The following is a 25,496-nucleotide window of genomic DNA, read 5'->3' on the forward strand; positions in this document are numbered from 1 at the left end:
TCGCCGCATCATTCCCCGTCCGGGCCCTGCTCAGCTCGCGTCGGCCCCGGCGGTTCCAGCCACCGGCAGCCCCCGGCGTCGGGAACGGATCAGCCGAGCAGCGCGTGACGTGTAATGGTGGCCTCGCGCCCCGGCCCCACGCCGACAGCGGCCACCCGCGTGCGGGCGAGCTCCTCGACGCGCAGCACATAGTCCCGGGCGGCGCGCGGCAGGTCGGCGAAGGCGCGCACCCCGGTGATGTCCTCGCTCCAGCCGGGCATCTCCTCGTAGACCGGCACCGCGTGGTGGAAGCCGGTCTGGGTCAGCGGCATCTCGTCGGTGCGCTCGCCGTCGACGTCGTAGGCCACGCACACCGGAATGGTCTCGTGCCCGGTCAGGACGTCCAGCTTGGTCATCACCAGGTCGGTGAGCCCGTTGACGCGCGCCGCGTAGCGGGTGACGACGGCGTCGTGCCAGCCGCAGCGGCGCGGCCGCCCGGTGGTCACCCCGTACTCCCCGCCCTCGGTGCGCAGGCGCTCGCCCATGTCGTCGTGCAGCTCGGTGGGGAATGGACCCTCCCCCACACGGGTGGTGTAGGCCTTGACGACGCCGACGACGGAGTCGATGCGGGTCGGCCCCACGCCCGTGCCGGTGCAGGCGCCGCCGGCAGTGGGGCTGGAGGAGGTGACGAAGGGGTAGGTGCCGTGGTCGATGTCGAGCATGGTGGCCTGACCCGCCTCGAACAGGACGGTCCTGCCGGCGTCGAGGGCCTCATTGAGAACCAGGGAGCAGTCCACGACCATGGGGCGCACACGGTCGGCGTAGGTCAGGAGATCGTCGGCGACCTCGTCGGGGTCGATGGCCGGGCGGTTGAAGACCTTGAGGAACAGGCCGTTCTTCTGGTCCAGCGCGGAGCGGACCTTCTGGCGCAGGATCGACTCGTCGAAAAGGTCCTGGACGCGCAAACCCACGCGGTTCATCTTGTCCGCATAGGTCGGCCCAATGCCCCGCCCCGTGGTGCCCAGGTGACGAGCGCCGAGGAAGCGCTCGGTGGTGCGGTCCAGCACCCGGTTGTATGAGGGGATGAGGTGGGCCGAGGCGGAGACGCGCAGGGCCGAGGCGTCCTTGCCGCGCGCCTCGATCTCGGCGATCTCGTTGAAGAGCACCTCGAGGTCCACCACGACGCCGTTGCCGATCATGGGCGTGACGCCGGGCGTGAGCACGCCCGCAGGCAGAAGGTGCAGGGCGAAGGCCTCGCCGTCGACGACGACGGTGTGGCCGGCGTTGTTGCCGCCGTTGAACTTGACGACGTAGTCGACGTCCTGGCCGAGCTGGTCGGTCGCCTTGCCCTTTCCCTCGTCCCCCCACTGAGTCCCGACGACGACAACAGCTGGCATGGGCTTCTCCCCTGTTCGTGACGGTGGCGCACAAGCGTCTGCGCCGATCGCCAGCCTACCTGAGTGGCAGCGTCGGCAGGCCGCGGTCGGGGCCGTTGGGAGGGCCGCGGTTGAGGTTTCACACGGGGGGAGGAAGCCTTCGTGAGACGCTCCGGGCGGGCGGCGGGTCCCAACGTCAACGGAGGTTCGTCACGTGAACGTACCTTTCCATCCTTCTGGGGGTAGACCTCAGAAGGACGGGAGAAAGGCACGTTCACGTCCCGACGCACTCCGGCCTGCTCCGCGCGGGCGCCCGAGCACTGCACCCGATCGCAGTCCCGGCACCCGCCCCGGCCGACTGAGGCGGGCACCCCGAACCGATCTCGACGCGGAACTCGACCGATCTCGACGGGCGCCCGCCGGCTCGCCGCCACCCCTCCGCAGACTTCAACCGCCCGGCAGAGCCGCCGGCCACGGCCGCCGCTCGGTCCACACCAGCCGGTGCAGCTCGATGCCGCTCGCGCTCAGCACCGTCCGGCGTCGGAACAAGCTGATCGCCCGCAGCGCCGCGGGAATCGCGAGGATGATCGCGACCGCCCAGAATGCGCTCCGGCTGTCCCGGTGCGCCGTGCTGTCCCATGCCTCGCCTCCGATCATGCCTGTCGAGATAGACATTTTCGGACGAGGTAGACGGTGTCGCCGTCTATCTCGTCCGAAAATGTCTATCTCGACGCGGGCAGCGCCCGGCCGGTCTCAGCGCTTGGCGGAGCCGACGGAGCCGAGACGCTCGCAGGCCTCGACCACGCGGGCGGCCATGCCGTTCTCAGCGGCCTTGCCCCACGAGCGGGGGTCGTAGACCTTCTTGTTGCCGACCTCGCCGTCGATCTTGAGGACGCCGTCGTAGTTCTTGAACATGTGGTCGGCGACCGGACGCGTGAAGGCGTACTGGGTGTCGGTGTCCACGTTCATCTTGATGACGCCGTTGCGCACGGCCGTGGCGATCTCCTCGGCGGTGGAGCCGGAGCCGCCGTGCATGACCAGGTCGAAGGGGGAGCCCTTGTCCCCGACCTTGGTCTTCAGGCGGTCGCCGAGGCGCCTCGCGACGTCGTCCTGGATCTCGCCGAGGAGCTCGGGGCGGAGCTTGACGTGGCCGGGCTTGTAGGCGCCGTGCACGTTGCCGAAGGTCAGCGCCGTGGTGTAACGGCCGTTCTCGCCCAGACCGAGGGCCTCGACGGCGGCCCACGCGTCGTCGGCCGTGGTGTAGAGGCTGGCGTTCTCCTCGCCCTTGATGCCATCCTCCTCGCCGCCGACGGCGCCGATCTCGATCTCCAGGATGGTGTTGGCCTTCTTGCTCATGGCGAGCAACTCGACGGCGATCTTGATGTTGTCCTCGAGGCTCTCGGCGGAGCCGTCCCACATGTGAGACTGGAAGGCGGTCGGCTCGCCGCGCTTGGCCTGCTCGATCTCGATCTCGAGGAGGGGCCTGAGCCAGACGTCGACCAGCTTGCGCGGGCAGTGGTCGGTGTGGAGGGCGACGACGCCCACCGGGTAGAGGTCGGCAACCGCGTTGGCGTAGGCGGACAGGGCGAGGGAGCCCTTGACGCGGTCGGCGCGCGAGGAGCCGGACCAGTACGCGGCGCCGCCGTTGGAGACCTGGATGATGCCGTCGGACTCGGCGTCGGCGAAGCCCTTGAGAGCGGCGGAGAGAGTCTGCGACGAGGTGACGTTGATCGCGGGGATGGCGTACTTGCCGGCCTTCGCGCGGTCAATCATGTCGGCGTACGACTCCGGGGTTGCAATAGCCACTGTGTGCCTCCTGATAGTCAGTGAATGGGCAGTGGTGTGCCACTGATTCTTCCACGGATCAGGGCGGCCGTGTAGCGGATCATGGTCCCGGATCGGCCGCGCGCGGCCGATCGCGCTCCTCCCTGAGCGATACTGCTTAGCACTCTCGCATCGAGAGTGCCAGAATGGAGCGACCCGGAGGGGACGCGGGAAGCGCCCTTCCGGAGCTGTGCCGGACAGTCCGGCACAGCGACCGCATGGAGATGGTTGACATGGCGACAGCAGCATCGTTTGATCCGTTCCGCGACCTGGACCGCCTGCTGACGGGCGGTATGGTCCGCACCCCCGCGTCCGTGGGAATGCCCCTCGACCTGTACAGGAAGGGCGAGTCCTTCGTCGCCCGCATCGATCTGCCGGGGGTTGACCCCTCGACGATCGACGTCGACGTCGAGGACCGCACCCTCACCGTCCGCGCCGAGCGTCCGGCCCAGGACGCCGAGGGCATCCAGTGGCTCGCCCACGAGCGCCCGTCCGGGACCTTCGCCCGGCAGCTCACCCTGGGCTACGGGCTCGCGCTGGACCAGATCTCGGCCCGGTACACCGACGGCGTTCTCACGCTGACGATCCCGGTTGCCGAGGAGGCCAAGCCTCGCAAGATCGAGGTCACGCACGCCTCGTCCTCGCACCCCGTGATCGAGGGCGCCGACGAGTCCTGACGCCGGCCGGCGCCTCTGGCGCCCAGCATTGCTCGGTGCCCGGCCCGCGCGGGCCGGGCCCCACCGTTCGCGTGGCTGGGGCGCCGCCGGTACGTCCAGCCCGCCCCGCGCGGGCCGGGCCCCACCCGAGGGGCCCGGCCCGCGCGACCGCGTTCCGAGCGGCGCGGCAGCACCCTGGACCTGCGGTCGCAGGTCCGTTCTTCGGCCACGAGCCCCGCGGCGGTCAAGGTAGACCGCGGGAGTCTCAGGCCTCAGTCCGGGGCGGAGCTGGCGTGCTGGAGGATCCAGGCGTGCATGGCGACGGCGGCGGCCGCGGCCACGTTGATGGAGCGCGTCGAGCCGTACTGGCCAATGCGCAGCAGGCGGGAGCACCGCGCCAGCAGCTCGGGGCTGATCCCCTCGCCCTCGGAGCCGAAGATCATGAGGCAGCGCTGGGGCAGGGCCTCGCCCTCCAGCCGCCGCGAGCCGGGGCCGTTGTCGACGGCGACCGCCTCATAGTCCGCCTCGGTGGCCCAGGCGAGCAGCTCGGCGGGCTCGGGATGGTGGCGCACGTCGAGGTAGCGGTTGGTGACCATGGCGCCGCGCCTGTTCCACCGACGCCGGCCCACGATGTGGACGCCGGCGACGTTGAAGGCGTTGGCGGTGCGCACGATCGAGCCGATGTTGAGGTCCTGGCTCACGTTCTCGACGGCCACGTGCAGCGGGTGCGCGCGGGCGGCGAGGTCGGCGCGGATCGCCTCGACGCTCCAGTAGCGATAGCGGTCGACGACGTTGCGCCGGTCGCCCGAGGCGAGCAGCTCGCGGTCGTAGCGCGGATCGGCCGGCCAGGCCGCACGCCCGCCCGGCCAGGGCCCCACCCCGACCTCGCGGCGGTCGGCCGGGGCGTCTTCGTCCAGCGGAGCGGGCCGAGGCCGACGGCTGGCCCGCCACTCGCCCTCAGGCGGGTCGGACGTCTCCACCGGCTCGCTGTCGGCAGACCCCTGAGCAGCTGGGCGCATGTCGTGATCCATGGCGGCATTGTCCCGCCCCGCCCGCATGTACGAGCCGAGGCCGACTCGGCGAGGCCTCGCGACGCTCCAGGCCATCGACCTGCAGGAAGCTCCCGAGGGGTCCGGCCTCTATGCCGTGAGCTCACGCGAAGGATGCCCGGCGGTAAAGCAGTGCGATGATCTCAAGCGTTGCCCGATCGGGCTCCGCGCTCGACTGGCGAATACCGAGCTCTGCGGTCGGCGCCCGGAGCGTGCGGCTTCCACGTCGAGCTCACCGTCGCTGGCGCCCTCGCGGAGCGAGGAACCGCCAGCGCGGCCTCCACGCATCGGGCCCGCCGGACGAAGGCCGGCCTGGGGCCGGCCAGTCGGACCCGCCTGGCCGGCGTCGTCGGCCCAGCCCCAACGCCCCAGCCCCAACGGCCCCTACTTCACGGCCCCGGAGGTGATGCCCGAGATGATCTGCCGCTGGAAGACGGTGAAGAGCACGACCAGCGGGGCGCTCATGAGGAGGATGTAGGTGAAGATGAGGTGCCAGTTGTTCAGGTGCACCCCTGCGCTCGCCACCGCGAAGAGGTTGAGCGGCAGGGTGTCCATGCGCCCGCCCACCACGAAGAAGGCGTAGAAGACGTCGTTCCACACGTACAGGCTGATGAGGATGGTCGCCGTGGCCAGCACCGGGCGCAGCAGCGGCAGGATAATGGTGAGGAAGACCCGCAGCGGCCCCGCGCCGTCGATGCGCGCCGCCTCCTCCAGCGAGACCGGGACCGTGCGCACGAAGCCCGTCACGAAGAAGATGACGGTGGACAGATACATCCCCACGTAGGCGCAGATCATGCCCACGGCGGTCCCCGCCAGGCCCAGCTGGCGCAGCAGGAGCACCAGGGTCACCACGGCCGGCGGCAGGATGATCCCGCAGATGCCGACGGCGTAGACCACGGCCGCCGCCCTCCCCGAGCGGCGCGCCAGCACCCAGGCGGCCATGGAACCCAGGACGAGCACGAGGGCCACGGAGGGGACCAGGAGCAGCAGGCTGCCGATGAAGGCGGCTCCGACGCGGGCACGGGAGACCACCTCGGCCGTATTGGCCCCCAGCTGCCAGTGCGAGGGCAGGGACAAATCCGGGCTGAGGGCCTCGGCCTGCGACTTGCCGGCGGTGACCAGGACCGTCCACAGCGGCACTCCCACCAGGACGGCTGCCAGCAGCACCGCGACGACCGGCTGGACTCCACGCTTGAGGCGGTTCATGCCATGTTCCTCTCTCGACGCCGGAGCATCCCGATGACGGGGAAGGCCAGCAGGACCACGGCCAGGAAGAGCACGAGGCTCATGGTCGTGGCCTGGGCGTACAGGCCCTGGCCGAAGGTGCGGAAGATGTACAGGTTGAGCAGCTCGGTGGAGCCCCCGGGCCCGCCCCCGGTGGTGGCCTGGACGATGTCGAAGGAGTTCATCGAGCCCAGGAGGGCCGTGGCCACATTGAAGGTGACGGCCGGGGCGATCAGCGGGACCCGGATCCGGGTGAGGGTCTGCCAGCGCGAGGCCCCGTCGATGCGGGCGGCCTCCAGGACCTGGTGGTCGATGGTCTTGAGTCCCGCCAGGTAGACGAGCATGGACATGCCCATCCACTTCCAGGCGTGGATGATGATGACGACCAGCAGGGTCCAGCGCGTGGAGCCCAGCCAGGCGATGCTCACCGGCCCGCCCGTCAGCAGACCCAGGAGCTGGTTCACTCCGCCGTCGGGCTTGAGGAGAGCCTGGAAGACGTAGCCGACCGCCAGGGCCGACATAATGACCGGGATGAAGAAGACCACCCGGACGACCTTGTTGACGGCCGTGTCCCGCTCCAGGAGGAGGGCGAGCCCCAGCCCGAAGAGGTTCTGGACGACCGCCACCCCGCCGGCGTACAGGAGGGTGATCACCAGGGCCCGGCGCAGGTCGCCGGAGGAGGCCAGCTGGGCGAAGTTGCTCCACCCCGTGGGCTGGATCGAGGACTTGAAGCTGGACCAGTCCGTGAAGGCGTAGACGAAGTTGTACAGCGTGGGGGTCAGGAAGAACACCGCGAGCACGGCGAACGCCGGGACGACGAAGGCCCAGGGGTGGGCGGCGCCCGAACCGCGGGCGCCGCGCCGCGACCCGCCTCGTGCGGCCGCCATGCTCAGAAGCCCTTCGCGCCGATGGCCTTGGCGAGCTGGACGAACTGCGCCTGCGTCTCCTGCCCCACCTGGGCGGGCGTCTTGGTCCCGGCGATCATGTCGCCCAGGTTCTTGGCCAGGTCCGGGTTGGCAATGGCCAGGGACTGCATGGAGCCCACGGAGGAGGCCAGGGTCTTGTTGGACTCCACCAGGGCCGCGGGAGCCGTGGCGGGGGTGTCGACCCCCGAGATGATCGAGACCGTGTTCTGCTCCTTGATGAAGTCGGCGTAGCCCTCGGAGAGCCAGTAGGTCAGGAGCTGGCGGGCGGCGGTCTCGCGCGAGGAGTCGCCGGTGGCGAAGACGACGACGGCGTTGGTCTGGTCGGGGATGGACGTCGCCAGGGCACCCTTCTTGGAGATCGGGAAGAAGCCGATGGTGGAGTCCAGGGTGCTCGCGTCCGCCTGGGCGGCCATATTGGCCAGGAGGCTGGTGACCTGGATGGCCATGGCGGCCTTGCCGTCCAGGAGGGCTTTGGCCTGCTGGTCGAAGGTGGCGGTCTTGATGTCCTCGTTGAACAGGCCCTCGCCGATCATGGAGCTGTAGGCGTCAATGGCGCCCTGGATGTCCGTGCCCGTGAAGGCGTCCTCGTTGGCGTTGACCCTGTCCCACAGGCCGTCCTTGGCGGCGTCGGCCAGCTGGACCTGGACGGCCCACTGGGAGGCCCACCACTCGCCTCCCATCTCGTAGAAGGGGGTGACGCCCTTGCCCTTGAGGGAGCGCGCCGCGGTGAGGAACTCCTCGAAGCTCTTGGGGATCGTGACGCCGTTGGCCTCGAAGACCTTCTTGTTGTACCACACTCCCATGACGGAGGGGGCGGAGATGAAGGCGGCGTAGCGGGTGCCCTCCAGCGTGCCGCCGGCGTCCAGGACGCTGGCGTCGGTGGCGGCCTCCCAGGGGGCGCCGTCCAGGGGCAGGAGACGCTCCTTGGCGCCCAGGCTCAGCAGCTGGGAGGCGGTGGGCTGCCACATGGCCAGGTCCGGGAGGTCACCGGTGGCGACCTTGGTCTGGACGCCCTGCTCGTAGGGGTCGGGGATGGTGACGATCGAGACCTTCGCGCCGGTGGCCTCCTCGAAGGCCTTGACCACGGTGGCGGGGATCTTGGCGGAGGACTGGGCCGCCCAGAAGGTCAGCTCGACGCCGTCGAGCCCGTCCGTGGCCGCCGGCCAGGAGGCCGGGGCGCCCTGGCCCGCGGCGCCGCTGCCAGGGTCGGAGCAGGCGGCGAGCGCGATGGCGCCGACGAGCGAGGCGGCCATGGCCAGGGAGGCGCGCCGGGTCACGGGCGCGGTCAGCGGGTTGAGGGGGTTGCGGTTCATGGGTTCTCCGTTCATGCGGCGTCATTGACGCAGTGGTGGGACCGGACCAGGTAGGCCCGGGCGAGGGGTGTGGCCGCGCCGGTCAGGCGCAGCCCGTGCGGACCGGGCTCGGCGCGCAGACCGGGCTCGGGGACGAGGTCGCGGGGCGGGTAGATCTGCTCGACGTCGCAGTCCGCCAGCGCGGGCAGTAGGATCTCGGGCGCACCGGAGCCCAGGCCGGGCCGGTGCCACACCAGGAGGATCCCCTCGCGAGAGTGCGGGGAGGCGGCGCGGGCGGCCACCACCCAGGGGTCGTTCCAGCCGGCGACGTCGGCGGGCCACCAGGGCGCGTCCCGGCACAGGTGGGTGCGCAGGGCCTTGGCCAGGTCGGTGGCGGCGCGCACCAGGGCGATCTGGTGGTCGCTCATCCGGTCCAGGTGCCCCGAGAGGTAGACGGAGCCGGCCAGGGAGGTGACCAGGGTGTAGACGATCTCCTCGTCGCTCATCCCCGGCTGCGGGTACCCCCAGCTGGCGGCCTGCTCGGGCAGGACCGTCAGGGGGGCGTTGGCGGCGATGGGCGGGTAGCGCAGGGGGTCCTGGAGGTCTGAGGTGGACTGGAGGCGAGCTGCGGCCAGAAGCGCGTAGTCGGTGGTCATGCCGCCGGAGGCGCAGTTCTCAACCACCAGGCCCGGGTGACGCCGCCCCAGGGCGGCGAGCCACCCGGCCCACGCCCGGGAGTGCTCCAGGAGGGCGTCGCCGGCCGAGTCGGCACCGGCGTCGGGCCCGGCGCCCGCGGAGTAGTTGTCGTCCACCTTGAGGTAGCCGATGCCGTAGCCGACCATCCGGTCCACGACAGCGTCGAGGTGCTCGCGCGCGGCCGGGTGACGCATGTCCAGGCGCAGGCGGCCCTGCTCGATGAGGAGGCTGCCGCCGCGGCGCATGAAGGCTTCAGCGGGAAGGCTGCGGGCCAAGGGGCTGCGCGCCCCGACGGCGAGGGGCTCGATCCACAGCCCGGGGGACATGCCCTCGTCGCGGATGAGGTCCAGGGTGGCTCCGAGCCCCTCGGGGAAGCGGCGAGCGGAGGGCTCCCAGGCGCCGACGGCGTCCCACCAGGCCCCGTCCTCCTCGTCGGAGTGCCAGCCGTCGTCGATGCAGTAGACCTCGGCGCCGGCGCGGGCGGCCGCGGGCACGAGGGTGGCCAGGCGCTCCGCCGTCGGGTCGGCCATGAGGGTGTTCATGTAGTCGTTGAAGACGACGGGGGCCGGGTCGGTGGTGGGCGCCGTGCGCTCACGCAGGGCACGGCGGTAGGCCGTGAGCTCGACGGCGGCCCCCTGCCAGCCGCCGTCGGACAGGACGAGGGCCGCGGTGGGGGTGGTCGCCTCCTGGCCGGGGTGCAGGACGCGCATCCAGCCGTGCTGAAGGTCGGTGGGGCCGCAGACCACCAGGCCCAGGACGTCGCCGCGGCGGGAGACCTCCACCGTCCAGGCGCCGTTGTGCTCCACCTGCCAGGCGAGGGCCTGGCCGCCGGCCGGGTCGGTGAGGATGCCCACGGGCTCCCAGCGGCTGGAGGACCACCCGGACTCCGCGCTCAGGCGCAGGGTGTCGCGGGGGGACTGGCCGTGGACGGCGGTCCCGACGTCGACCAGCTCCTCCCCCAGGCGCTGGTGGCGCCAGCGCTGCTCGGCCATCCAGGCCGAGGGCGCGGTCATGAGGTCGAGGTCGTCCAGGGGCGCGCCGGGCAGGACGGTGGCGGACAGGATGCTGAGGGCGGTCAGGTGCAGGGGCGCGGCGCCGTCGTTGCGCACTCGCGTGCGCACCCGCAGGGAGGCGGGGGTAGGGCGCCACAGGTCGGTCAGGGCGACCAGGCCGGTGGTCTCGTCGCGCTGGGTGAGCAGGTGGTGCGGCCAGGGCCCCTCCTTCTCCTCCAGGGTGACAGGCCGCAGGGCGGCCCCCTGCGCGGTGCGGGTCAGGCGGTGATCCACGAAGGCCCGTCCGGTCTCCACAGTCAGGCACTCCACCAGGGGGAGGGACGGGACGTGGGCCGGGCTGCCGCCGACCGCGAGCGCCGCGGGCCAGCCGGGCTGGATGCGCAGGCGCGCCATGCCCAGGTCGCGGACGGGCACCGCTGCCGGTGCAGTCAGTGCGGTCATCGCAGTCATCAGAACCTCCAGACGAAGCGGCCCGCATCGGCCCCCTCTCAGACTGCGCCCACCGTAGGAAGGGTCGCATTCGCCTGTCCACGAGCTGTGAAACATCCGTTTCACAAGATTCTGCGGGGATCTTCCCGCTGTCTCCGTCGAGGTCTACCGTGCGTTGAGGACCCTCCGAGTCGTGCGAAGGAGCATGAACGATGACCCCGATGACCCCGGTGACCTCGATGACACTGAGCCGACGTCGCGCCGTCCTGTCCGCGGCGGTCCTGACCGGGCTCCCCCTCCTGGGCCCGCCCGCCCCGGCCCGCGCAGAGGGAACGGACATCAACCTGAAGGAGTGGACGCTCATCGACTCCCTCAGCGACGGCTTCGACGCCCCTCTGGACTCCGCCCGCTGGCACCGCGGCCTGTGGTACCCGACCTCTGGGGTCGGGGCCTTCCGCGACGAGAACGCGGAGGTCTCCGACGGCGTCCTGCGCCTGTGGGCCAGGGCCGAGGGATCCGGGGGCGGGGGCGGTGCCAGCCACACCTTCGGGGCTGTGGAATCCGTCTTCGACACTCCCGGCGTGTGCAGCTACGTGGAGGTTCGCGCCAGGGCCCTGCCCTCAGCCGCCCGCGTGCTCTCCGCCGTCTGACTCCAGTCCTCCACCCTCAGCGGCGAGAACGCCCTGGCCGCCGACCCGAACCCGGAGATCGACGTCCAGGAGACCTTCGACTTCCACGCCATGACCTCGGCCACGCACATCTGGCCGGGCGGCAACGACGCCGGCCACCGATCCTTCGGCGGGCACACCTACCCGACGGCCGATGACGTCTCCTCGGACTACCACTTCTACGGCGTCGAGCGCCGGGAGGGCGAGGTGCTCATCTACTGGGACCGTCATCTCGCCTGGCGCCTGCCCGCCCCCGACCCTTCCCTGTGGCGCATGTCCCGGCACGTGGTCCTCAGCCTGGAGGGGCACCTGGGCAGGGTCCAGGACTCCGCCCTGCCAGCCTCCTTCGACATCGACTACGTCCGCACCTACTACCGGACTCCCGCCCGGGTGCAGCCGGACGGAGACGTCCGCGTCCTCGACCCCGAGGGCCGGGCGCTGACCCTGGGCTCTGCGGGCGTCGTGCTCAGCGCCTCCACCGGTGAGGACACTCGCTGGCGCCTGCGCCGCCAGGACGATCTCACCTATGTGCTCGCTTCGCCGTCGGGGGCCGTGCTGGGCGCCGAGTCCGCCACCGGCTATGCGGGCGGGGGCCTGGTGGCCTCCCCCGGGGCGGGTACCGGGACGGACACCGCGGGCAGCCGGTACCGGTGGCACGTCCTGCCGGTGGAGGACGGAGTGAGGATCCGTTCCAAGCTCAGCGGCCTTGCCCTGTCCTCCGGGGGCGGACAGCTGGTCACCGGGGAGGAGGAGCAGGCGACGACGTGGCGGATCGAGTCCCCCGCCTCCACCCAGTAGGGACCCCGCCGCCCCCTCTCGTCGAAATCGGTTCAGTTCCGGCTCGAGATCGGTTCAGAGCACCAGACGCCTCATGAGCCCCTTTGGCCACAGCAACCTCGTCGCGGGCCGCCTCAACACATCGCGGCCGAGAAGCACCCTGCGCCCTCTTCACCCCCGGCACTTCGCGAGTGCCGCACAAAATACCGGAATACTGCGGCGGTGCACGGCCGGGTCTCAGGACCGGGTGTCCGCCAGAATGACATTGGAGCCCTCGGACGCCCTTCCCCTCGAAGACGTCCCTGCAATGACGCGGTTCCCCACCGGCGCCTCAGCAGCCTGAGCAGCCAATGTCATTCTGACGGACAGCTGCGCACTCCGACAGGCCCAACACATCATCATCCGGCCGACCCGGCCCATCCTCTGGACCGCGAGAAGAACCATGACGCCCGAGCTCCCCAGCGGCCAACCCGCATCCCCGCCCCGCACCACTGCCAGAGCGACAGCGAACCGATCTCGAGCCGGAACCAAACCGATCTCGACGTGGGAAATCACGACCGGCTCTCACCCCAGGTCCAGCCAGCTGAGTCCCAGCAGACCGCGGAGCCCGGCCTCGCCCGCCGAGCTCCGCTAGGCCGACGACGCACTAGGTCACCGGGCCTGACACGACCCACAGGCGCACCGGCCGCAACCGGCCGGGCGGCTACAACCCGCGCCGAGCGGAGCGGCCTCCCGCCCCGCTACTCATACGGGCCTCACAGCAGCATGACTCGAACTCGTGACCTCCAGCAGACGGGGACGGCCGCCCCCCCTCGCGTAGCCTGGTGGGGCGCCCGTTCCGCCTCGGGCGCCCCACCGGGGAACGACGTTGGAGAGGTGGCGCATGAACGAGACCAGGCGCCCGTGGTTCCCGCCCCGGCTCGCCGACGTCGCCGCCCGCGCCGCGACATCCAAGGCGACCGCATCACGCGCCCTGAGCAGGGACCAGCCGGCGGCCTCCCCCACCACCAAGCGGGTGCGACGGGCCGCCCGCGACCTGGGATATCGCCCCGCCACCGACCGCGCCCACCTCCTGGTCCTCTCCACGGACATCAGCCGCACCGGCTACTGGGCGACCGTGTCGGGGGTGCTGGCCGCCTCCGACGAGTTCGGCGTGGACCTGTCCGTCCACGGCCTGAGCGGCGGCCCGCAGCGGCGGCGCGAGATCCTCTCCCGCGCCCTGGACGGACGCGTGGACGGCGTCGTCCTCCTGGAGTTCGACTCCCTGAGTGTGGCGACCCTGGAAGACCTGCCCGTGGACCTGCCGGTGGCGATCGCCGGAGGCCGCCCGGACCCCGAACAAGAGGAGCCGCCCCGGGCCTGGACGGACGACTACGCCGGCGCCATGACCGCGACCCGGCACCTGTGCGACCTGGGCCACGAGCAGCTGGCCTACGTGGGCGTACCGAGTGCTGGCCACCCGGATCCGCGCCTGGCCGGCTGGCGCGAGGTCCTGGCCCAACGCCACCTGCGCGGCGGCGAGCCCCTGGCCCTCGGCTGGTCGGTGGAGACGGGGCTGCGAGCCGCCGCGACCGTGCGGGCCTCAGGGGCGACGGCGGTCCTGTGCGGCAACGACGACCTGGCGATCGGGCTGGTCGCGGGGCTCGCGCGCGAAGGCGCCCGGGTGCCGCAGGACGTCTCCGTGGTGGGCGTGGACGACCACCCCCACGCTCCCGGCATGATCCCGGCCCTGACGACCGTGCGCCTGGACTTCGCGGCCGTGGGCGAGGCCGCGGCCCGCCTGGCCCTGGGGGTGGAGGCGGGGCCCGTCGTCGAGGTCCCCACGCAGCTGGTGGTCCGCGACTCCACGGCGCCGCCTCCGTGAGTCCGACGACGCCGGGGGTCCAAGCGAGACGATGAACGGAGGCCGCTTGGTGCACACGTGAACCGATCTCGAGCCGGAACTCGACCGATCTCGGTGCGGGATACTACCGATCTCGGCGAAAAGACGGCAGGCGGGTCGGGCGGGTCAGCCCAGACCGAGGTCGGCCAGGCCGAGCGCGGCGTAATAGGGCAGGCCCTGGGCCTCAATGCGCTCGCGCGCGCCAGTGTCGCGGTCCACGACGACGGCCACGGCCAGCACGTTCGCGCCGGCCTCGCGCAGCGCGTCGACGGCCTCCAGCGGGGAGCCGCCGGTGGTGGAGGTGTCCTCCAGGACCACCACCCTGCGACCGGTGACCTCGGGCCCCTCGATGCGGCGCCTCATGCCGTGGTCCTTGGCGGCCTTGCGCACGACGAATGCGTCCAGGTCCAGTCCGCGCGAGGCGGCGGCGTGAAGCATGGCGGTGGCCACAGGGTCGGCCCCCATGGTCAGGCCCCCGACGGCGTCGACGTCGTCCGTGCTCAGACCCGCCTCCTCCAGCATGTCGAGCATGACGTGGCCGATGAGGGGCGCGGCATCGTGGTGCAGGGTCGCCCGGCGCATATCGACGTAGAAGTCGGACTCGGCACCGGAGGCGAGGGTGACCCGGCCGCGCACGACGGCGAGGCTGGTGACGAGCTGGGCTAGACGGGTGCGCTGGGAGTCATTCGTTGTCACCCCACCAGGCTAGATGATTGACTCCGGCGGGGCGCAGGACGGGTCGGGCGTCTGGGTGCTCGCCTCTGCCCCCCGGCAGACCCCGGCGCCCCCTTTCGTCAAGATCGGTCGTATTACGCGCCGAGATCGGTCCGAGGCGCCCGACCGGGCGGCATCAGACGTCAACGTCCTGAGGAAAAAGGTGGCTCCTACGCACTTTTAACGCCGAACCCCGCCCCGCCTGTGCTGCAGAACCGCGGAATCACACCGATCCACACCGCGCCCGAGACCGCCGACCACCTTAAAAGTGCGTAGGAGCCACCTTTTCCCACCGCGACGTCCAAGGCGCGACCTGGCGGGCGAGGGCACGACCCCGTGCAGGACCCGGCCGGGCGAGTGGAGTCTGCCGGCCTGTCGGGGCTCTTGGGTCTTCGAGGAGACCGCTCTTGACGGAGAAGTGCGCAACGGGTGTCCCGGACCGATCTCGACGCGGAACCCGACCGATCTCGGTGCGGGGCTGAACCGATCTCGGCAAAAGGAAAGGGGACGGGCAGAGGACGGGGGACGGGCGGCTCGCCGATGGACTCAGCCGGCCTTGACCGCCTCGATCGACTGATCCATCTGATCGGGACCGAGCGGCCCGACGTGCACCTGCTGGACCACCCCGTCGGCGTCAACGAAGAAGTGCGAGGGCACGCCCATAATCCCGTAGGACGCGGAGACGGTCTGGTCCTGGTCGGCGACCTGGGTGAAGTCGTTGCCGACGCGCTCGGAGTAGGAGCGGACCGCCGGAAGGCTCTCCCCGACGTAGACCACGACGACCTGGATGTCATCGCCGTGGGCGGCAGCGGCGGCCTGCACATCAGGCATCTCGGTGCGGCAGCCCGTGCACCAGGTGGCCATAAACACGAGCCACACCGGCTTGCCCCGCATCTGCGCCAGCGACACCCGGTGGCCCTCGATGTCGGCGCCCTCGAAGGCCGGGGCCGCGTCCCCCGCCACCGGTGCCTTCTGCACGCCTTCGACCTCCACCTGGGTGACGACGGCCGTCTCGGCCTGGGGGTCCTCGGCGGTGCTCGGCTTAACCACCCACCAAGCCGCAATGGCGATGGCGAAGGACGTCACCAGGACGACGGCGATCTGGCCGAAGCCGGAGCGGCGCAGGCGGGCCCGCCAAGCCGGCTCGTCGGCGGACGGGCGCTTCTCGTCCGGCTCGTCGGACTCGGCGGAGCCGACGTCGGACTCGGCCAGCTCATCCGGCTCATCCGGCTCGGCCAGCTCATCGGTCCGCCCGTCCGGCTCGGCCAGCTCATCGGGCCCGTCGGCCCGCCCGGCCGGCTGACGGCCGGCCCGTTCGTCAGACTCTGCGAGCTCGCCCGGCTCGTCGTCGTGCTCGGGCGGATCGGAACGATCAGGCATAGGAGTGCAGACCTCCGAAGAACAGGTTGCCCAGATAGGTGAAGATGACGGCGCAGAAGCCGAGGATGAGCAGCCACGCCGACTTCGATCCCCGCCAGCCGCGGGTCACCCGCGCGTGCAGGTATGCGCCGTAGATCAGCCAGGTGATCAGGGCCGCGGTCTCTTTCGGGTCCCAGCCCCAGTAGCGGCCCCACGCGACATTGGCCCAGATCGACCCCAGGATAAGCATGAGGGTCAGCATGGGGAAGGTGACCACCGTGGCCCTGTAGCCGAGGTCGTCGAGCACCTCCTCCCTGGGCCAGCCCTTCCACTTCACGTGGGGCGCGAGCAGGTACATGACCGCGGCCGCGAAGGAGACCACGGCCGCACCGTAGCCGATGGAGGCGGTGAGCACGTGCAGGGTGAGCAGCGGGGAGTTCTGCAGCGCCGGCATGAGCGGGCTCGGCCTGTAGGACAGGGTGGAGGCGTAGATGAGCATCGCCAGAATCACCGGCAGCACAATGACCGACATGGTGCGCACCCGGTAGCGCCACTCGAAGTACACCTGGGCGAGGATCATGCCCCAGGCGAAGGAGATTGCGAACTCGTAGTGGTTCGAGAAGGGCATGTGGCCGGTCGCGATCGTGCGGGTGATCAGCGACCCGGTCAGCAGCACCAGGCCCAGCTGCGTGGACTTGGCGGCCCACCAGGTGACGGTGAACCGCTTGATCGGGGCGTGACGGATCCCCCCGGTCACCGCCACGGTCCGGTCGCCGTCGCCGGTGTTGATGACCACCGTGCCGGCAGGCTCGGAGGCGGCGGTCGGGGCCGCCCTCGCCGCCCTCGCCGACATCCGGACCGCGAAGAAGGCGCCCAGGTAGGCGATGGTGGACAGGGCTACGAGTGTTGTGGTGATGAGCAGGAGGGCCTGGGAGTACTCAATCATCGGTGGTCGTCCTCTCGTGGGTGCGGACTGTGCCGCTCGTGCCGCTTGTGCCGGTCGCGTCGGTCGCGTCGGTAGTCTCGCCCGCGTCACTCATCTCTTTGCTGACGCGCACAGTCATGTCCGTGAAGAACCTGGTGAACCCGGAGTCCTGCCGGTCCGGCGAGGCCATCTGGACGAGAGCCCCGTCATCGGTCTCGGTCACTCGCACCCACAGCCGCCGGTGCCGGGCGAGCATCGTCATGCAGGTGCCGACGAACAGCAGGAGGAACCCGAACCACACGAGCCCGGTCCCCGGGTCCTTCTTGACGATCATTCCGGTGAACTGCTGCTCCCGCTCGAAGGTGAAGGTGTAGTCCCCCAGGGGCGTCGGGGTACCCGTGTCGAGCGTGGTCCTGTCAACGGGGTTGCTCGTGTCGCCCTCGTAGATCTCGATCCCCACCTGGCCGGGCTCGATGCCGGTGGCGGTCTGGCCGGAGGCCGATCCGACGACAACGAGGGTGTTGCCGTCGGGCAGGGTGGTGCGCCCGTAGATGAGCTTCTTGTCCTTGGTGGTCCGCTCCAGGGCGACGCCGTCGTGGAAGACCTCCGCCCCGGAGGAGTCGGTGATCCTCAGGACGGCGGCCACGCCGAAGTAGGCCTGGTGGAACATGACGCCGTCGTAGGACAGGGGGGAGTTGATCCGCACCTGGCGGCCGGCCACCTGGCGGTCACCGTCGTAGAGCACCAGATCGGAGACATAGTCCTTGGGGGAGCCGTCGTCGTAGTAGGTGTCCTGGAACCCCTTGGCCTCGGCCACCAGGGTGGTGCCGTGGCCGACATCCTTGGGGTAGCCGACGGTCAGGGTGAACTGCTGGTCGCGGAAACCGGTGAAGGAGGAGACGACGAAGCCGGCCATAATGATCACGAAGGCGGTGTGGGCGAAGATGGTGCCGAAGGGCCCCCAGGAGCAGCGGTCGATGTAGGCGCTGCGGCCGGGGCCGCCGCCGTCGATGATCACCCGCATGCGGTGCCCGCGGGCGTCGGCGCAAACGGTCTCGAAGGCCTTCTCGGCGCTGACCGGGGCGGTGAAGCGGGAGCGCAGCCGGGCGCGGTCGAAGAACCGGGCGGTCACCCTGACGCGCGGGTGGCGGGCGGCCCTCCAGATGATCGGCAGCCGGTGCACGGTGCACGCGATGATCGAGGCGGCGAGCAGCCCCATCACCATCAGGAACGGGATCGAGGTGAACATGGTGAAGACGCCGGCCCTGTGCAGGACGCCGGTCCAGCCGCCGTAGACCTGCCGGGCCTGCTCCAGCCACCGGGTGGTGGCCTCCGGGTCGCTTCTGACCTCGGCCGGCATCTGCGCGAAGAGCACGCCCAGGAGCGAGAGCAGTCCCGCCAGCAGGAGGAGGACCAGGCCGACGACCTTCTTGTAGAAGAAGGCGTAGATCTGCCCCAGGACCTGCCCCGGGGAGAGGGCGGCCTGGTCGTCCAGGCCGTCCACCGGAGCGGAGCTGTTCGTCCGGCTCTCCTTCGGGGTGATGTCCTCGCTCATCCGCTGCCTCTCCTCAGATCCCAAGCTCCGGGACCAGACCGGCCAGCTTGGCGAACAGGTTGGTGATCATGAGAAAGCCGACGGCCACCAGCAGGCTCCCGCTCGCCAGCGAGACGCCCACGTGGTGGCGCCGGAACCAGTCGAAGCGCCTGGTGACCTGCGCGGACCCGAGGGCGACGGCGACGATCGGCGCGCCCAGGCCCAGGCAGTAGGCGCTCATGAGGGAGACGCCCGACCAGGCCGTGGTGCTCATAGTCGCCAGAGCGAGGATGCCACTGAGGATCGGCCCGATGCACGGGGTCCAGCCCGCGCCGAAGACGACGCCCATGAGGCCGGCGCGCAGCGGCGAGGCGCTCCCCCGCGGCATGGATGCCCGCACCATGCCGTTGAGCGGGCCGATGCTCAGGACCCCCGCCACGTGCAGGCCCATGAACACCAGGACGGCCCCGCCGGCGATGCGGGCGTAGACCGCGTAGGGGCCGAGCGACCGCCCGACCATGCCCAGCGACGCCCACAGCGCGATGAAGACCGCGGAGAACCCCGCGACGAAGCACAGCGCATTGCCCAGGGCCGCGCGCCCGCTCACCCGCCCGGCGCCCGTCCCCACGAGCTGGCCGACGAAGGCCGGGACGATGGGCAGGAAGCAGGGGGAGGCGAAGGAGACGAGTCCCGCGAGCAGGGCCACCGGAAGCGTGATCTCCATGCGGCTACCCTCCGGCCGACGGCGTCGCAGGTGCTGGCGCCGCCGTGGGGGAGGCGGTGGCAATGCGGCTCAGGTGGGTGCGCACGCCCGCCGCCAGCTCCGAGTCGGGGGAGATCTCGAGCACCTTGTTCCAGCACTCGACCGCGCGCCCGGTGTCCGGCGGCGTCTTGGCCATGTAGAGGAACCCCAGGTTGTACCAGGGCTCGGCGACACCGGGATCCACTTCGGCCGCGCGCCGCCAGTGCTTCTCCGCGGCGTCGTACTGGTTCGACCCGTACTCCGCGCTGCCGATCGCCAGGAGCGCGTCCAGGTTATTGGGGTCGATGTCGAGGACCTGCTGCAGCCAGGTGATGGAGTCCTGGTACAGGTCCGCCTTGAGGTACATGACGCCCAGCTCCTGGCGGGCCGTGATGTTCGTGGAGTCCGCCTCGGCCTCGGCCTTGAGCGAAGCCTCCTTGTCGGTGTCGACCGGCTCGGCCTGGTCCATCGCGGCCACGGCGGAGGGGTCCGCGCTGGCGCCGACCGCCGGATGGTTGGACGGCATGGTCATGGCCGACCCGTCCTGGCCCGCCTGCCCGATCAGCCCCATCTGCCGGACAATGATGACGACGGCGGCAGCCAGGAGCATGACCAGCACCAGGTTCACCCGGGAGACCCCGGTCCGCTGCTCCAGCTTCGACGCCGGGCGCGGGCGGTTCTTCGCAGTCCGGGGCGCCCGCGGGGCCGGCTCCTCGTCGTCCTCCCCCAGGATGTCCTCGACATCGGCTGCCCGCTCGTCGTCGGCGCCCTTCTGCCCGCCGTCGCCACTCTTGCCGCCGGGGCGCTTCGGCTTCCGCCCGGCCCCGGGGCCTGCGGGCCCCGCCTTCTCGGCCCCGTCGCTCTCGGCGCCCTCGAGCTGGGCCAGCTGCTCGCCGGCCCAGCCCTTGAGGTGCTCCGGAGCGGTGGCGAGGAAGGATGCCAGCTCCTCCCGGTCCACTCCGCCGCCTTCAGGCGTCATCGCCTCGCACCACTCCCCCGCATGTCTGCGATCCCATCAGCCGCCATCACTTCTTCCCGGTCGGCAGGTGCTGCTCCGGGACCGCCGGGGCGACGCCGTTGTCGACCTCGACCCCGCGCAGCGCCAGCTGGCCGGAGCGCGCCCAGTCGGTCGCCTGGTTGAGGATGGAGATCGAGTACGCCGGAGCGTGGAAGCCGCGCCCGTTCTCGGAGAAGGAGTAGTCGACGACGAACTGCGCCTTGCGCTGGTAGTCGCGCGCCGTCGCCAGCTGCGCCTCGGTGGCCGAGCCGTTGCCGGCGGCCGTGGTGATATCGGTGATCAGGGCGTCGAGGGCCGTGAAGCTCACGTTCAGCGAGCTCTGCCAGCGGGTCTGGATGCCCTCGACGCGCTCGCGCATCTCGGAGGCGCTCGAGTGGTGGCAGGTCAGGCAGGAGGAGTTGATCGTGTCCTCGTTCGCCATGGGGCTCATGATCTGGTGGTTCGAGACCTTCGACGCCCCCTCGCGGTTGTACGCCATGTGGCAGTCGGCGCAGGTGACGCCGTTGGCCGCGTGAATGCCCTGCGACCAGGTCTCGAAGTCGGGGTGCTGCGCCTTGAGAATCGAGGCGCCGCTCTCCTCGTGGGTGAAGTCGGTCCAGCCGACCTCGTCGTAGTAGTCCATCGCGTCGTAGACGGTCAGGCCCTTCTTCCACGGGAATGTCAGGGTCTTGCCCTCGCCGGCGAAGTAGTACTCGACGTGGCACTGCGCGCACACGTATGTGCGCATCTCCTCATTGGTGGCGTCGCGGTTGACGTCGTAGTCGGTGATGCCCTCCGCGGCCTTGGCCTGCTTAATGCCCTCCATGAATGCCGGACGGGTGATCGTCAGCTCCATGGTCTTGGGATCGTGGCAGTCGATGCAGGCGATGGACGAGGAAGCATGCTCGACCGCCTCGCCGTAGGACATCGCGTTCATGGCGTCGAACCCGGCCTTGCGGTCCCCGTTGCCGAGCTCGTCATAGACCTCGGGCATTGAGGCGTGGCAGTTCAGGCAGGTTCCGGGCTGCTTGAAGGGGGGTTTGGTCCGCTTGGTGTTCTTCTGGTCCTCCAGCGCCCACTCGTGCCCGCGGGGCTCGGTGTAGTCGACGGCGAACGCGTAGCCGCGCCACATCCGCTTGGCCCGAGTCTCCATGTCGATGCGGGAGAGCGTGTGGTACTCGCGCGGGTCCTCGGCGGTGGGGGTGACCTTGACGAAGTCGCCGTCGGTGTCCTCGATGGTCTTCTTGTACTGCTCGTACTGGATGGGGAAGTTCTCGCCCCACACGGCCGGGTCGTAGGTCGTGTCGGTCAGTTGAACCACCTGGGCGAAGGGCCACTTCGCCTCCTGCTTGTGCTCGACGATCGTGGTCAGCAGCCAGGTCAGAGCCGCCGAGCCGACGGCGACGACGACAAGGACGGCGACCGGCACCCACCGCCTGCGCGGGCCCGTCCACCTCTTGCGCCTCCCGGCACGCTTTCCGCGACGATCGGCGCGCGTATCGGCGTCGTCGTCGAAGTCCTCGACGTCGGCGGGCTTCTCCGCATCGGTGACGGGCACCTCGGCGTCGTCGTTCTCGGTACTCATGTCGCATCACCTCTTGTGCCCGACGCCGTCGTGGCAGTGGATGCACGACACCGTCTCGCCCTTGTGGGTCGAACTGTTAGTAGCCTGCTCCACGTAGTCGCCGTGACAGTAGAGGCAGGCGGCCTCGGTGATCTCGCGATTGTGCTCGCGGATCTGAATATTCTCCGGATAGTTCTGGAACGTGAACTTCAACGAGTGCCAGAAGCCGTTGTCCGCCTTGTTGATGTACTTGTGGACGATGCTGTCGTGCGGGGCATGGCAGGAGTTGCAGGTGGCGACGTCGTGGTGGCTGCCCTTCTGCCACCCCTCGTACTCCTCGCGCATGGCGTGGCAGTTCGCGCAGGTGGCGGGGTCGTCGCCGAGGTAGCCGGTGACGCCCGAGTACTGCAGCGTGAACAGACCCACACCCAGGACGGCGCCGAGCAGCGCCGCCAGAGCGATTCCCGACCACCCGGCGAAGGCGCGCGTGAAGCCGCGCCACAGCGACTTGATGAGACGTCTCACACGGCCCTCCCCTGCACCCGGTCGTGTCCCGGTCTCGCCGCGCGTCGTCATTGACCCCGCGCCCGCCGGACAGAACAAGGATAGCACACAACGTCATCAAAGCCGAGGCTCAGCACAGGCTCAGCGCACGCGGCCCCGCCCCGCGCCGAGATCGGTCGAGCTCCGGCTTGAGACCGGTCCGAACGCGCAGACACGCGCGGACACGCGCAGAGGCGGCCCGGCCCGCGAGCGCCGCACGCTCTCGGTCCGGGCCGCCCCCGGGCCGTCTCCCCGCGGACCTCGACCGACCCGCGGAAGGCGTCAGGACAGGGCGGCGACCGCCGCCTCGTAGTCGGGCTCCTCGCCGATCTCAGAAACCTGCTGGGTGTAGAGCACCGTCCCGTCGGCATCGATCACGACGACCGCGCGCGAGAGCAGACCGGCCAGCGGGCCGTCGGCCAGCGCGACGCCGTAGTCCTCGCCGAAGGCGGAGCGGAAGGCCGAGGCCGTGACGACGTCGTCGAGCCCCTCGGCGCCGCAGAAGCGCGCCTGCGCGAAGGGCAGGTCCTTCGAGACGCAGACCACGACGGTGTTGGCCAGACCGGAGGCGCGCCTGTTGAACTCGCGCACGCTCGTGGCGCACACGCCGGTGTCCACCGACGGGAAGATGTTGAGCACGACGCGGCGGCCGGACAGGGACTCGGAGTCGATCGGGCCGAGGTCGGCGCCGACCAGCTCGAAGGCCGGGGCGTGCGAGCCGACGGCGGGCAGCTCGCCGACGGAGTGAACGGGAGAACCGTGGAGCGTCATAGAAGCCATGCATTCATCATGGCAGTTAATAGGTGGGCGCTCCAGTGAGATGCACAACCTTTCACTGAGGCCCGCCCGAGCTCCCGCGCCCGGCCACGCGCCGCACGAGCCAGCGCGGGGCGAGCCGCAGGGCGGCGTTGACCGTCCGGTAGCGCGCGCTCGGTGTGCAGATGACCTGGCCCCGGCGCACGGCGTCCAGGGCGGCGCGCGCCACGTCCTCGGCCCGCAGCCAGACGACGCCCGGCCACGCCGTCTCGTCCATGCCGGCCCGCCGGTGGAACTCGGTGCGGGTCATGCCCGGGTTGACCACTGTCGCCGTCACCCCGGTGCCGCGCAGCTCGGAGGCGAGCCCCTCAGTGAAGGTCCGCACCCAGGCCTTGTGGGCGGCATAGGTCCCCATGGCCGTCAGCGCCGTCACGCTGGAGATGTTGAGGACGGCGCCGTGGCCGCGCGTCACCATCCCGGGCAGCACCGCGTGCGTGAGCTCCATGACCGCATCCACCATGACCGCCAGGGCGCGCCGCTCCTGAGCCAGCTCGCCGCCCACGAAGGGCTGGCCGACTGCGAAGCCCGCGTTGTTGACGAGCAGGTCGATCGGACGGGCGGCGACGTCGTCGGCCCCGCGGGGGCGCTCGGGCGACGCGGCCGCGCGCGCCACGGTGGGCTCCAGCCGCAGGCGACCGGCGACGGCCGCCCGGCCCGCAGGTGTTGACAGGTCCGCGGGCAGCACCTCGACGCCGACGCCGGCGACCTGGCAGAGCTGCTCGGCGACGGCCGTCAGACTCTCCCGGCTGCGCGCGACCAGGACCAGGTCATGGTGCGCCTCGGCCAGCTGCCACGCCAGCTCGAGGCCGATGCCGGCGGTGGCGCCGGTGATCAGTGCGGTTCCCATAGGAGGAGCCTAGATGATCGGCTCCCCGCGAGCGGCCTGTGCGCGTCCGCGTCGCCCGGCCAGTCCGAGATCGACGCTCTCGGACGAGATCGGCGGCGACGCCGTCTCTCGTGCGAAAATGTCCGTCCCGACGCAGAACGCAGGAGGAGCCCGCCCATGATCCAGCACGCCCGGGGCGACATCCTGGCGGCCGACGTCGAGGCGCTGGTCAACGCCGTCAACACCGTCGGCGTCATGGGCAAGGGGCTGGCCCTGCAGTTCAAGCGGGCCTACCCGGACATGTTCGACAGCTACCGCGACGCGGCCCGGCGCGGGGAGCTGAGCCCGGGGCGCATGCACGTGTGGCCCACGCGGGCCGACGGCAACCCGAGGTACATCATCAACTTCCCGACCAAACGGCACTGGCGGTCGGCCTCCCGGCTCGCGGACATCGAGACGGGCCTGGCGAGCCTCGTCGAGACGGTCGCGGAGCTCGGAGTCTCCTCCCTGGCGATCCCGCCGCTGGGCTGCGGGCACGGCGGGCTCGACTGGGGACGGGTGCGCCCCCTCATCGAGGAGGCCCTCGCCGCGCTGCCCGGGGTCACGGCCGTGCTCTACCTCCCGGCCGACGACGCCCCGCACGGCTGAGGACGACGACGGCGATCGCGCCGCGGACGCCCGCACGGCTGAGCCCGCCTCCCCGCCGTCCTCACTACCCTGCCCGCCTCCCCCGCTACCCTGGGGCCATGCGCCTGGCCACCTGGAACGTCAACTCCGTCCGCACCCGCGTCGACCGCGTCATCGCCTTCCTGGAGCGCGAGGACATCGACGTGCTGGCCATGCAGGAGATCAAGTGCAGGCCCGACCAGTTCCCCCGCGCCCCCTTCGAGGCCGCGGGCTATGAGCTGGCCGTGCACGGCCTGGACCAGTGGAACGGGGTGGCGATCGCCTCGCGGGTGGGGCTGACCGACGTCGTCACCGAGTTCCCCGGGCAGCCGGGATGGGCTAGGAAGGAGGGCGCGGCCGCCGCCGTCGAGGCCCGGGCGCTCGGGGCGACCGTGGGCGCGCAAGACGCTTCGGACGACGGGAGGGCAGGCACGACTGAGACGAGCGGACCAGGGGCGCCGTCGTCGGGCGCGGTGCGGCTGTGGAGCCTGTACGTGCCCAACGGGCGGGAGCTCACCCACCCGCACTACCGCTACAAGCTGGCCTGGCTGGCGGCGCTGCGCGAGGACGTCGGGCGGTGGCTGGCGGAGGAGCCCGGGCAGACGCTCGCGCTGGCCGGCGACTGGAACGTGGCGCCGCGCGACGAGGACGTGTGGGACATGAGCGTCTTCGAGGACGCCACCCACGTCTCGGAGCCCGAGCGGGCGGCCTTCCGGGCGTTCGAGGAGGCGGGGCTGGCCGAGGTGACCCGCGGACGCGTCACCAACTACACCTACTGGGACTACCAGAAGCTGCGCTTCCCGCGCAACGAGGGCATGCGCATCGACTTCATCTACGGCTCGGCGGCGCTGGCGTCACGGGTGACCGGCGCGACCATCGACCGCGACGAGCGCAAGGGCAAGGGCGCCTCCGACCACGTGCCCGTCATTATCGACATCGCCGACGCCGCCTGACGCGCTTACTACGCTCCTTTGTCCCTTACTGTACGAGGAAAAGGAGCGTAGTAAGGAACAAAGGAG

The 25,496-nt window shown here is 70.8% G+C and carries 24 protein-coding genes; 6 read left to right on the forward strand and 18 right to left on the reverse strand.

Annotated features, from left to right (window positions below):
- Positions 1 to 89: 89 nt before the first annotated feature.
- The 3 genes from AIF0345_RS14400 to fbaA form a co-directional block, all read right to left on the reverse strand.
- Positions 90 to 1,376: an adenylosuccinate synthase gene (locus AIF0345_RS14400; RefSeq protein WP_043559927.1), complete on the reverse strand. Its 1,287-nt coding sequence runs from the start codon at positions 1,374 to 1,376 to the stop codon at positions 90 to 92.
- A 426-nt stretch (positions 1,377 to 1,802) separates the two neighbouring features.
- Positions 1,803 to 2,012: a hypothetical protein gene (locus AIF0345_RS14405; RefSeq protein ID WP_268917104.1), complete on the reverse strand. Its 210-nt coding sequence runs from the start codon at positions 2,010 to 2,012 to the stop codon at positions 1,803 to 1,805.
- A 96-nt stretch (positions 2,013 to 2,108) separates the two neighbouring features.
- Positions 2,109 to 3,161 carry a class II fructose-bisphosphate aldolase gene (gene fbaA / locus AIF0345_RS14410; RefSeq protein ID WP_043559930.1) on the reverse strand — a complete coding sequence of 351 codons (1,053 nt, stop codon included), beginning with the start codon at positions 3,159 to 3,161 and terminating at the stop codon, positions 2,109 to 2,111.
- A gap of 242 nt (positions 3,162 to 3,403) precedes the next feature.
- Here fbaA and AIF0345_RS14415 point away from each other — a divergent pair, with 242 nt between their 5' ends.
- The gene (locus tag AIF0345_RS14415; protein WP_084682355.1) at positions 3,404 to 3,856 is read left to right on the forward strand and encodes an Hsp20/alpha crystallin family protein; all 453 of its coding nucleotides are present in this window, start codon (positions 3,404 to 3,406) and stop codon (positions 3,854 to 3,856) included.
- 251 nt (positions 3,857 to 4,107) lie between these two features.
- Here the strand turns inward: AIF0345_RS14415 and AIF0345_RS14420 are convergent, their stop codons facing one another.
- The 5 genes from AIF0345_RS14420 to AIF0345_RS14440 all read right to left on the reverse strand — a co-directional run bounded on the left by AIF0345_RS14420 (position 4,108) and on the right by AIF0345_RS14440 (position 10,476).
- The gene (locus AIF0345_RS14420) at positions 4,108 to 4,854 is read right to left on the reverse strand and encodes a TrmH family RNA methyltransferase (protein WP_404976015.1); all 747 of its coding nucleotides are present in this window, start codon (positions 4,852 to 4,854) and stop codon (positions 4,108 to 4,110) included.
- A gap of 414 nt (positions 4,855 to 5,268) precedes the next feature.
- Positions 5,269 to 6,090: a carbohydrate ABC transporter permease gene (locus tag AIF0345_RS14425; protein ID WP_285296534.1), complete on the reverse strand. Its 822-nt coding sequence runs from the start codon at positions 6,088 to 6,090 to the stop codon at positions 5,269 to 5,271.
- Positions 6,087 to 6,995 (reverse strand): carbohydrate ABC transporter permease, encoded by a 909-nt coding sequence (locus AIF0345_RS14430; protein WP_285296535.1) that lies wholly within the window; start codon positions 6,993 to 6,995, stop codon positions 6,087 to 6,089. The genes AIF0345_RS14425 and AIF0345_RS14430 overlap by 4 nt, the downstream gene beginning before the upstream one ends.
- A 2-nt stretch (positions 6,996 to 6,997) precedes the next feature.
- Positions 6,998 to 8,347 carry an ABC transporter substrate-binding protein gene (locus AIF0345_RS14435; RefSeq protein ID WP_285296536.1) on the reverse strand — a complete coding sequence of 450 codons (1,350 nt, stop codon included), beginning with the start codon at positions 8,345 to 8,347 and terminating at the stop codon, positions 6,998 to 7,000.
- An 11-nt stretch (positions 8,348 to 8,358) separates the two neighbouring features.
- Positions 8,359 to 10,476: a glycoside hydrolase family 36 protein gene (locus AIF0345_RS14440; RefSeq protein ID WP_285296537.1), complete on the reverse strand. Its 2,118-nt coding sequence runs from the start codon at positions 10,474 to 10,476 to the stop codon at positions 8,359 to 8,361.
- A 200-nt stretch (positions 10,477 to 10,676) separates the two neighbouring features.
- Between AIF0345_RS14440 and AIF0345_RS14445 the strand changes: the two genes are divergently transcribed.
- The 3 genes from AIF0345_RS14445 to AIF0345_RS14455 all read left to right on the forward strand — a co-directional run bounded on the left by AIF0345_RS14445 (position 10,677) and on the right by AIF0345_RS14455 (position 13,773).
- Complete coding sequence (locus tag AIF0345_RS14445) at positions 10,677 to 11,114, forward strand: LamG domain-containing protein (RefSeq protein WP_285296538.1); 438 nt, start codon at positions 10,677 to 10,679, stop codon at positions 11,112 to 11,114.
- Positions 11,115 to 11,204: 90 nt separating this feature from the next.
- Positions 11,205 to 11,930 carry a LamG domain-containing protein gene (locus tag AIF0345_RS14450; RefSeq protein WP_285296539.1) on the forward strand — a complete coding sequence of 242 codons (726 nt, stop codon included), beginning with the start codon at positions 11,205 to 11,207 and terminating at the stop codon, positions 11,928 to 11,930.
- Between the two features lie 862 nt (positions 11,931 to 12,792).
- On the forward strand, positions 12,793 to 13,773 hold the full coding sequence (locus AIF0345_RS14455; RefSeq protein WP_043559937.1) for a LacI family DNA-binding transcriptional regulator: 981 nt from the start codon (positions 12,793 to 12,795) through the stop codon (positions 13,771 to 13,773).
- 144 nt (positions 13,774 to 13,917) lie between these two features.
- Here AIF0345_RS14455 and pyrE read toward each other — a convergent pair whose 3' ends face one another.
- From pyrE to AIF0345_RS14505, 10 genes are all read right to left on the reverse strand, one after another.
- Positions 13,918 to 14,487, reverse strand: a complete 570-nt coding sequence (pyrE, locus tag AIF0345_RS14460) for an orotate phosphoribosyltransferase (RefSeq protein WP_285296540.1) — start codon at positions 14,485 to 14,487, stop codon at positions 13,918 to 13,920.
- A gap of 564 nt (positions 14,488 to 15,051) precedes the next feature.
- Entirely contained in the window at positions 15,052 to 15,885 is an 834-nt protein-coding gene (locus AIF0345_RS14465) for a TlpA family protein disulfide reductase (RefSeq protein WP_285296541.1), read from the reverse strand.
- Complete coding sequence (gene ccsA / locus AIF0345_RS14470; protein WP_285296542.1) at positions 15,878 to 16,810, reverse strand: cytochrome c biogenesis protein CcsA; 933 nt, start codon at positions 16,808 to 16,810, stop codon at positions 15,878 to 15,880. The genes AIF0345_RS14465 and ccsA overlap by 8 nt, the downstream gene beginning before the upstream one ends.
- The gene (locus AIF0345_RS14475) at positions 16,803 to 18,344 is read right to left on the reverse strand and encodes a cytochrome c biogenesis protein ResB (protein WP_268917114.1); all 1,542 of its coding nucleotides are present in this window, start codon (positions 18,342 to 18,344) and stop codon (positions 16,803 to 16,805) included. Before AIF0345_RS14475 ends, ccsA begins: the two co-directional genes overlap by 8 nt.
- Positions 18,345 to 18,357: 13 nt before the next feature.
- Positions 18,358 to 19,047, reverse strand: coding sequence for a cytochrome c biogenesis CcdA family protein (locus AIF0345_RS14480; RefSeq protein WP_285296543.1), 690 nt, complete (start codon positions 19,045 to 19,047; stop codon positions 18,358 to 18,360).
- A 4-nt stretch (positions 19,048 to 19,051) separates the two neighbouring features.
- On the reverse strand, positions 19,052 to 20,044 hold the full coding sequence (locus tag AIF0345_RS14485; RefSeq protein ID WP_268917116.1) for a tetratricopeptide repeat protein: 993 nt from the start codon (positions 20,042 to 20,044) through the stop codon (positions 19,052 to 19,054).
- 46 nt (positions 20,045 to 20,090) lie between these two features.
- Positions 20,091 to 21,647 carry an ammonia-forming cytochrome c nitrite reductase subunit c552 gene (locus AIF0345_RS14490; protein ID WP_285296544.1) on the reverse strand — a complete coding sequence of 519 codons (1,557 nt, stop codon included), beginning with the start codon at positions 21,645 to 21,647 and terminating at the stop codon, positions 20,091 to 20,093.
- Positions 21,648 to 21,653: 6 nt separating this feature from the next.
- Positions 21,654 to 22,151, reverse strand: coding sequence for a cytochrome c nitrite reductase small subunit (nrfH, locus tag AIF0345_RS14495; protein ID WP_285296545.1), 498 nt, complete (start codon positions 22,149 to 22,151; stop codon positions 21,654 to 21,656).
- 300 nt (positions 22,152 to 22,451) lie between these two features.
- Positions 22,452 to 22,949: a thiol peroxidase gene (gene tpx / locus AIF0345_RS14500; RefSeq protein WP_285296546.1), complete on the reverse strand. Its 498-nt coding sequence runs from the start codon at positions 22,947 to 22,949 to the stop codon at positions 22,452 to 22,454.
- Positions 22,950 to 23,001: 52 nt separating this feature from the next.
- Positions 23,002 to 23,832 (reverse strand): SDR family NAD(P)-dependent oxidoreductase, encoded by an 831-nt coding sequence (locus AIF0345_RS14505; protein ID WP_268917119.1) that lies wholly within the window; start codon positions 23,830 to 23,832, stop codon positions 23,002 to 23,004.
- Between the two features lie 156 nt (positions 23,833 to 23,988).
- Between AIF0345_RS14505 and AIF0345_RS14510 the strand changes: the two genes are divergently transcribed.
- Both AIF0345_RS14510 and AIF0345_RS14515 read left to right on the forward strand, forming a co-directional pair.
- A complete protein-coding gene (locus AIF0345_RS14510) occupies positions 23,989 to 24,459 on the forward strand; it encodes a macro domain-containing protein (protein ID WP_285296547.1) in 471 nt (156 codons plus the stop codon).
- A 98-nt stretch (positions 24,460 to 24,557) separates the two neighbouring features.
- Positions 24,558 to 25,430 carry an exodeoxyribonuclease III gene (locus AIF0345_RS14515; RefSeq protein ID WP_285296548.1) on the forward strand — a complete coding sequence of 291 codons (873 nt, stop codon included), beginning with the start codon at positions 24,558 to 24,560 and terminating at the stop codon, positions 25,428 to 25,430.
- Positions 25,431 to 25,496 lie beyond the last annotated feature (66 nt).

Origin of the sequence: Actinomyces israelii, assembly GCF_030253495.1 — a bacterium.
GTDB lineage: Bacteria > Actinomycetota > Actinomycetes > Actinomycetales > Actinomycetaceae > Actinomyces > Actinomyces israelii.

Bases quoted from the DNA above. Each gene is read 5' to 3' on its own strand.
- AIF0345_RS14400 (WP_043559927.1), bottom strand. From the start codon at position 1,376: ATGCCAGCTGTTGTCGTCGTCGGGACTCAGTGGGGGGACGAGGGAAAG.
- AIF0345_RS14405 (WP_268917104.1), bottom strand. From the start codon at position 2,012: ATGATCGGAGGCGAGGCATGGGACAGCACGGCGCACCGGGACAGCCGG.
- AIF0345_RS14415 (WP_084682355.1), top strand. From the start codon at position 3,404: ATGGTTGACATGGCGACAGCAGCATCGTTTGATCCGTTCCGCGACCTG.
- AIF0345_RS14420 (WP_404976015.1), bottom strand. From the start codon at position 4,854: ATGCGCCCAGCTGCTCAGGGGTCTGCCGACAGCGAGCCGGTGGAGACG.
- AIF0345_RS14425 (WP_285296534.1), bottom strand. From the start codon at position 6,090: ATGAACCGCCTCAAGCGTGGAGTCCAGCCGGTCGTCGCGGTGCTGCTG.
- AIF0345_RS14430 (WP_285296535.1), bottom strand. From the start codon at position 6,995: ATGGCGGCCGCACGAGGCGGGTCGCGGCGCGGCGCCCGCGGTTCGGGC.
- AIF0345_RS14435 (WP_285296536.1), bottom strand. From the start codon at position 8,347: ATGAACCGCAACCCCCTCAACCCGCTGACCGCGCCCGTGACCCGGCGC.
- AIF0345_RS14440 (WP_285296537.1), bottom strand. From the start codon at position 10,476: ATGACCGCACTGACTGCACCGGCAGCGGTGCCCGTCCGCGACCTGGGC.
- AIF0345_RS14445 (WP_285296538.1), top strand. From the start codon at position 10,677: ATGACCCCGATGACCCCGGTGACCTCGATGACACTGAGCCGACGTCGC.
- AIF0345_RS14450 (WP_285296539.1), top strand. From the start codon at position 11,205: ATGACCTCGGCCACGCACATCTGGCCGGGCGGCAACGACGCCGGCCAC.
- AIF0345_RS14455 (WP_043559937.1), top strand. From the start codon at position 12,793: ATGAACGAGACCAGGCGCCCGTGGTTCCCGCCCCGGCTCGCCGACGTC.
- AIF0345_RS14465 (WP_285296541.1), bottom strand. From the start codon at position 15,885: ATGCCTGATCGTTCCGATCCGCCCGAGCACGACGACGAGCCGGGCGAG.
- ccsA (WP_285296542.1), bottom strand. From the start codon at position 16,810: ATGATTGAGTACTCCCAGGCCCTCCTGCTCATCACCACAACACTCGTA.
- AIF0345_RS14475 (WP_268917114.1), bottom strand. From the start codon at position 18,344: ATGAGCGAGGACATCACCCCGAAGGAGAGCCGGACGAACAGCTCCGCT.
- AIF0345_RS14480 (WP_285296543.1), bottom strand. From the start codon at position 19,047: ATGGAGATCACGCTTCCGGTGGCCCTGCTCGCGGGACTCGTCTCCTTC.
- AIF0345_RS14485 (WP_268917116.1), bottom strand. From the start codon at position 20,044: ATGACGCCTGAAGGCGGCGGAGTGGACCGGGAGGAGCTGGCATCCTTC.
- AIF0345_RS14490 (WP_285296544.1), bottom strand. From the start codon at position 21,647: ATGAGTACCGAGAACGACGACGCCGAGGTGCCCGTCACCGATGCGGAG.
- tpx (WP_285296546.1), bottom strand. From the start codon at position 22,949: ATGGCTTCTATGACGCTCCACGGTTCTCCCGTTCACTCCGTCGGCGAG.
- AIF0345_RS14505 (WP_268917119.1), bottom strand. From the start codon at position 23,832: ATGGGAACCGCACTGATCACCGGCGCCACCGCCGGCATCGGCCTCGAG.
- AIF0345_RS14510 (WP_285296547.1), top strand. From the start codon at position 23,989: ATGATCCAGCACGCCCGGGGCGACATCCTGGCGGCCGACGTCGAGGCG.
- AIF0345_RS14515 (WP_285296548.1), top strand. From the start codon at position 24,558: ATGCGCCTGGCCACCTGGAACGTCAACTCCGTCCGCACCCGCGTCGAC.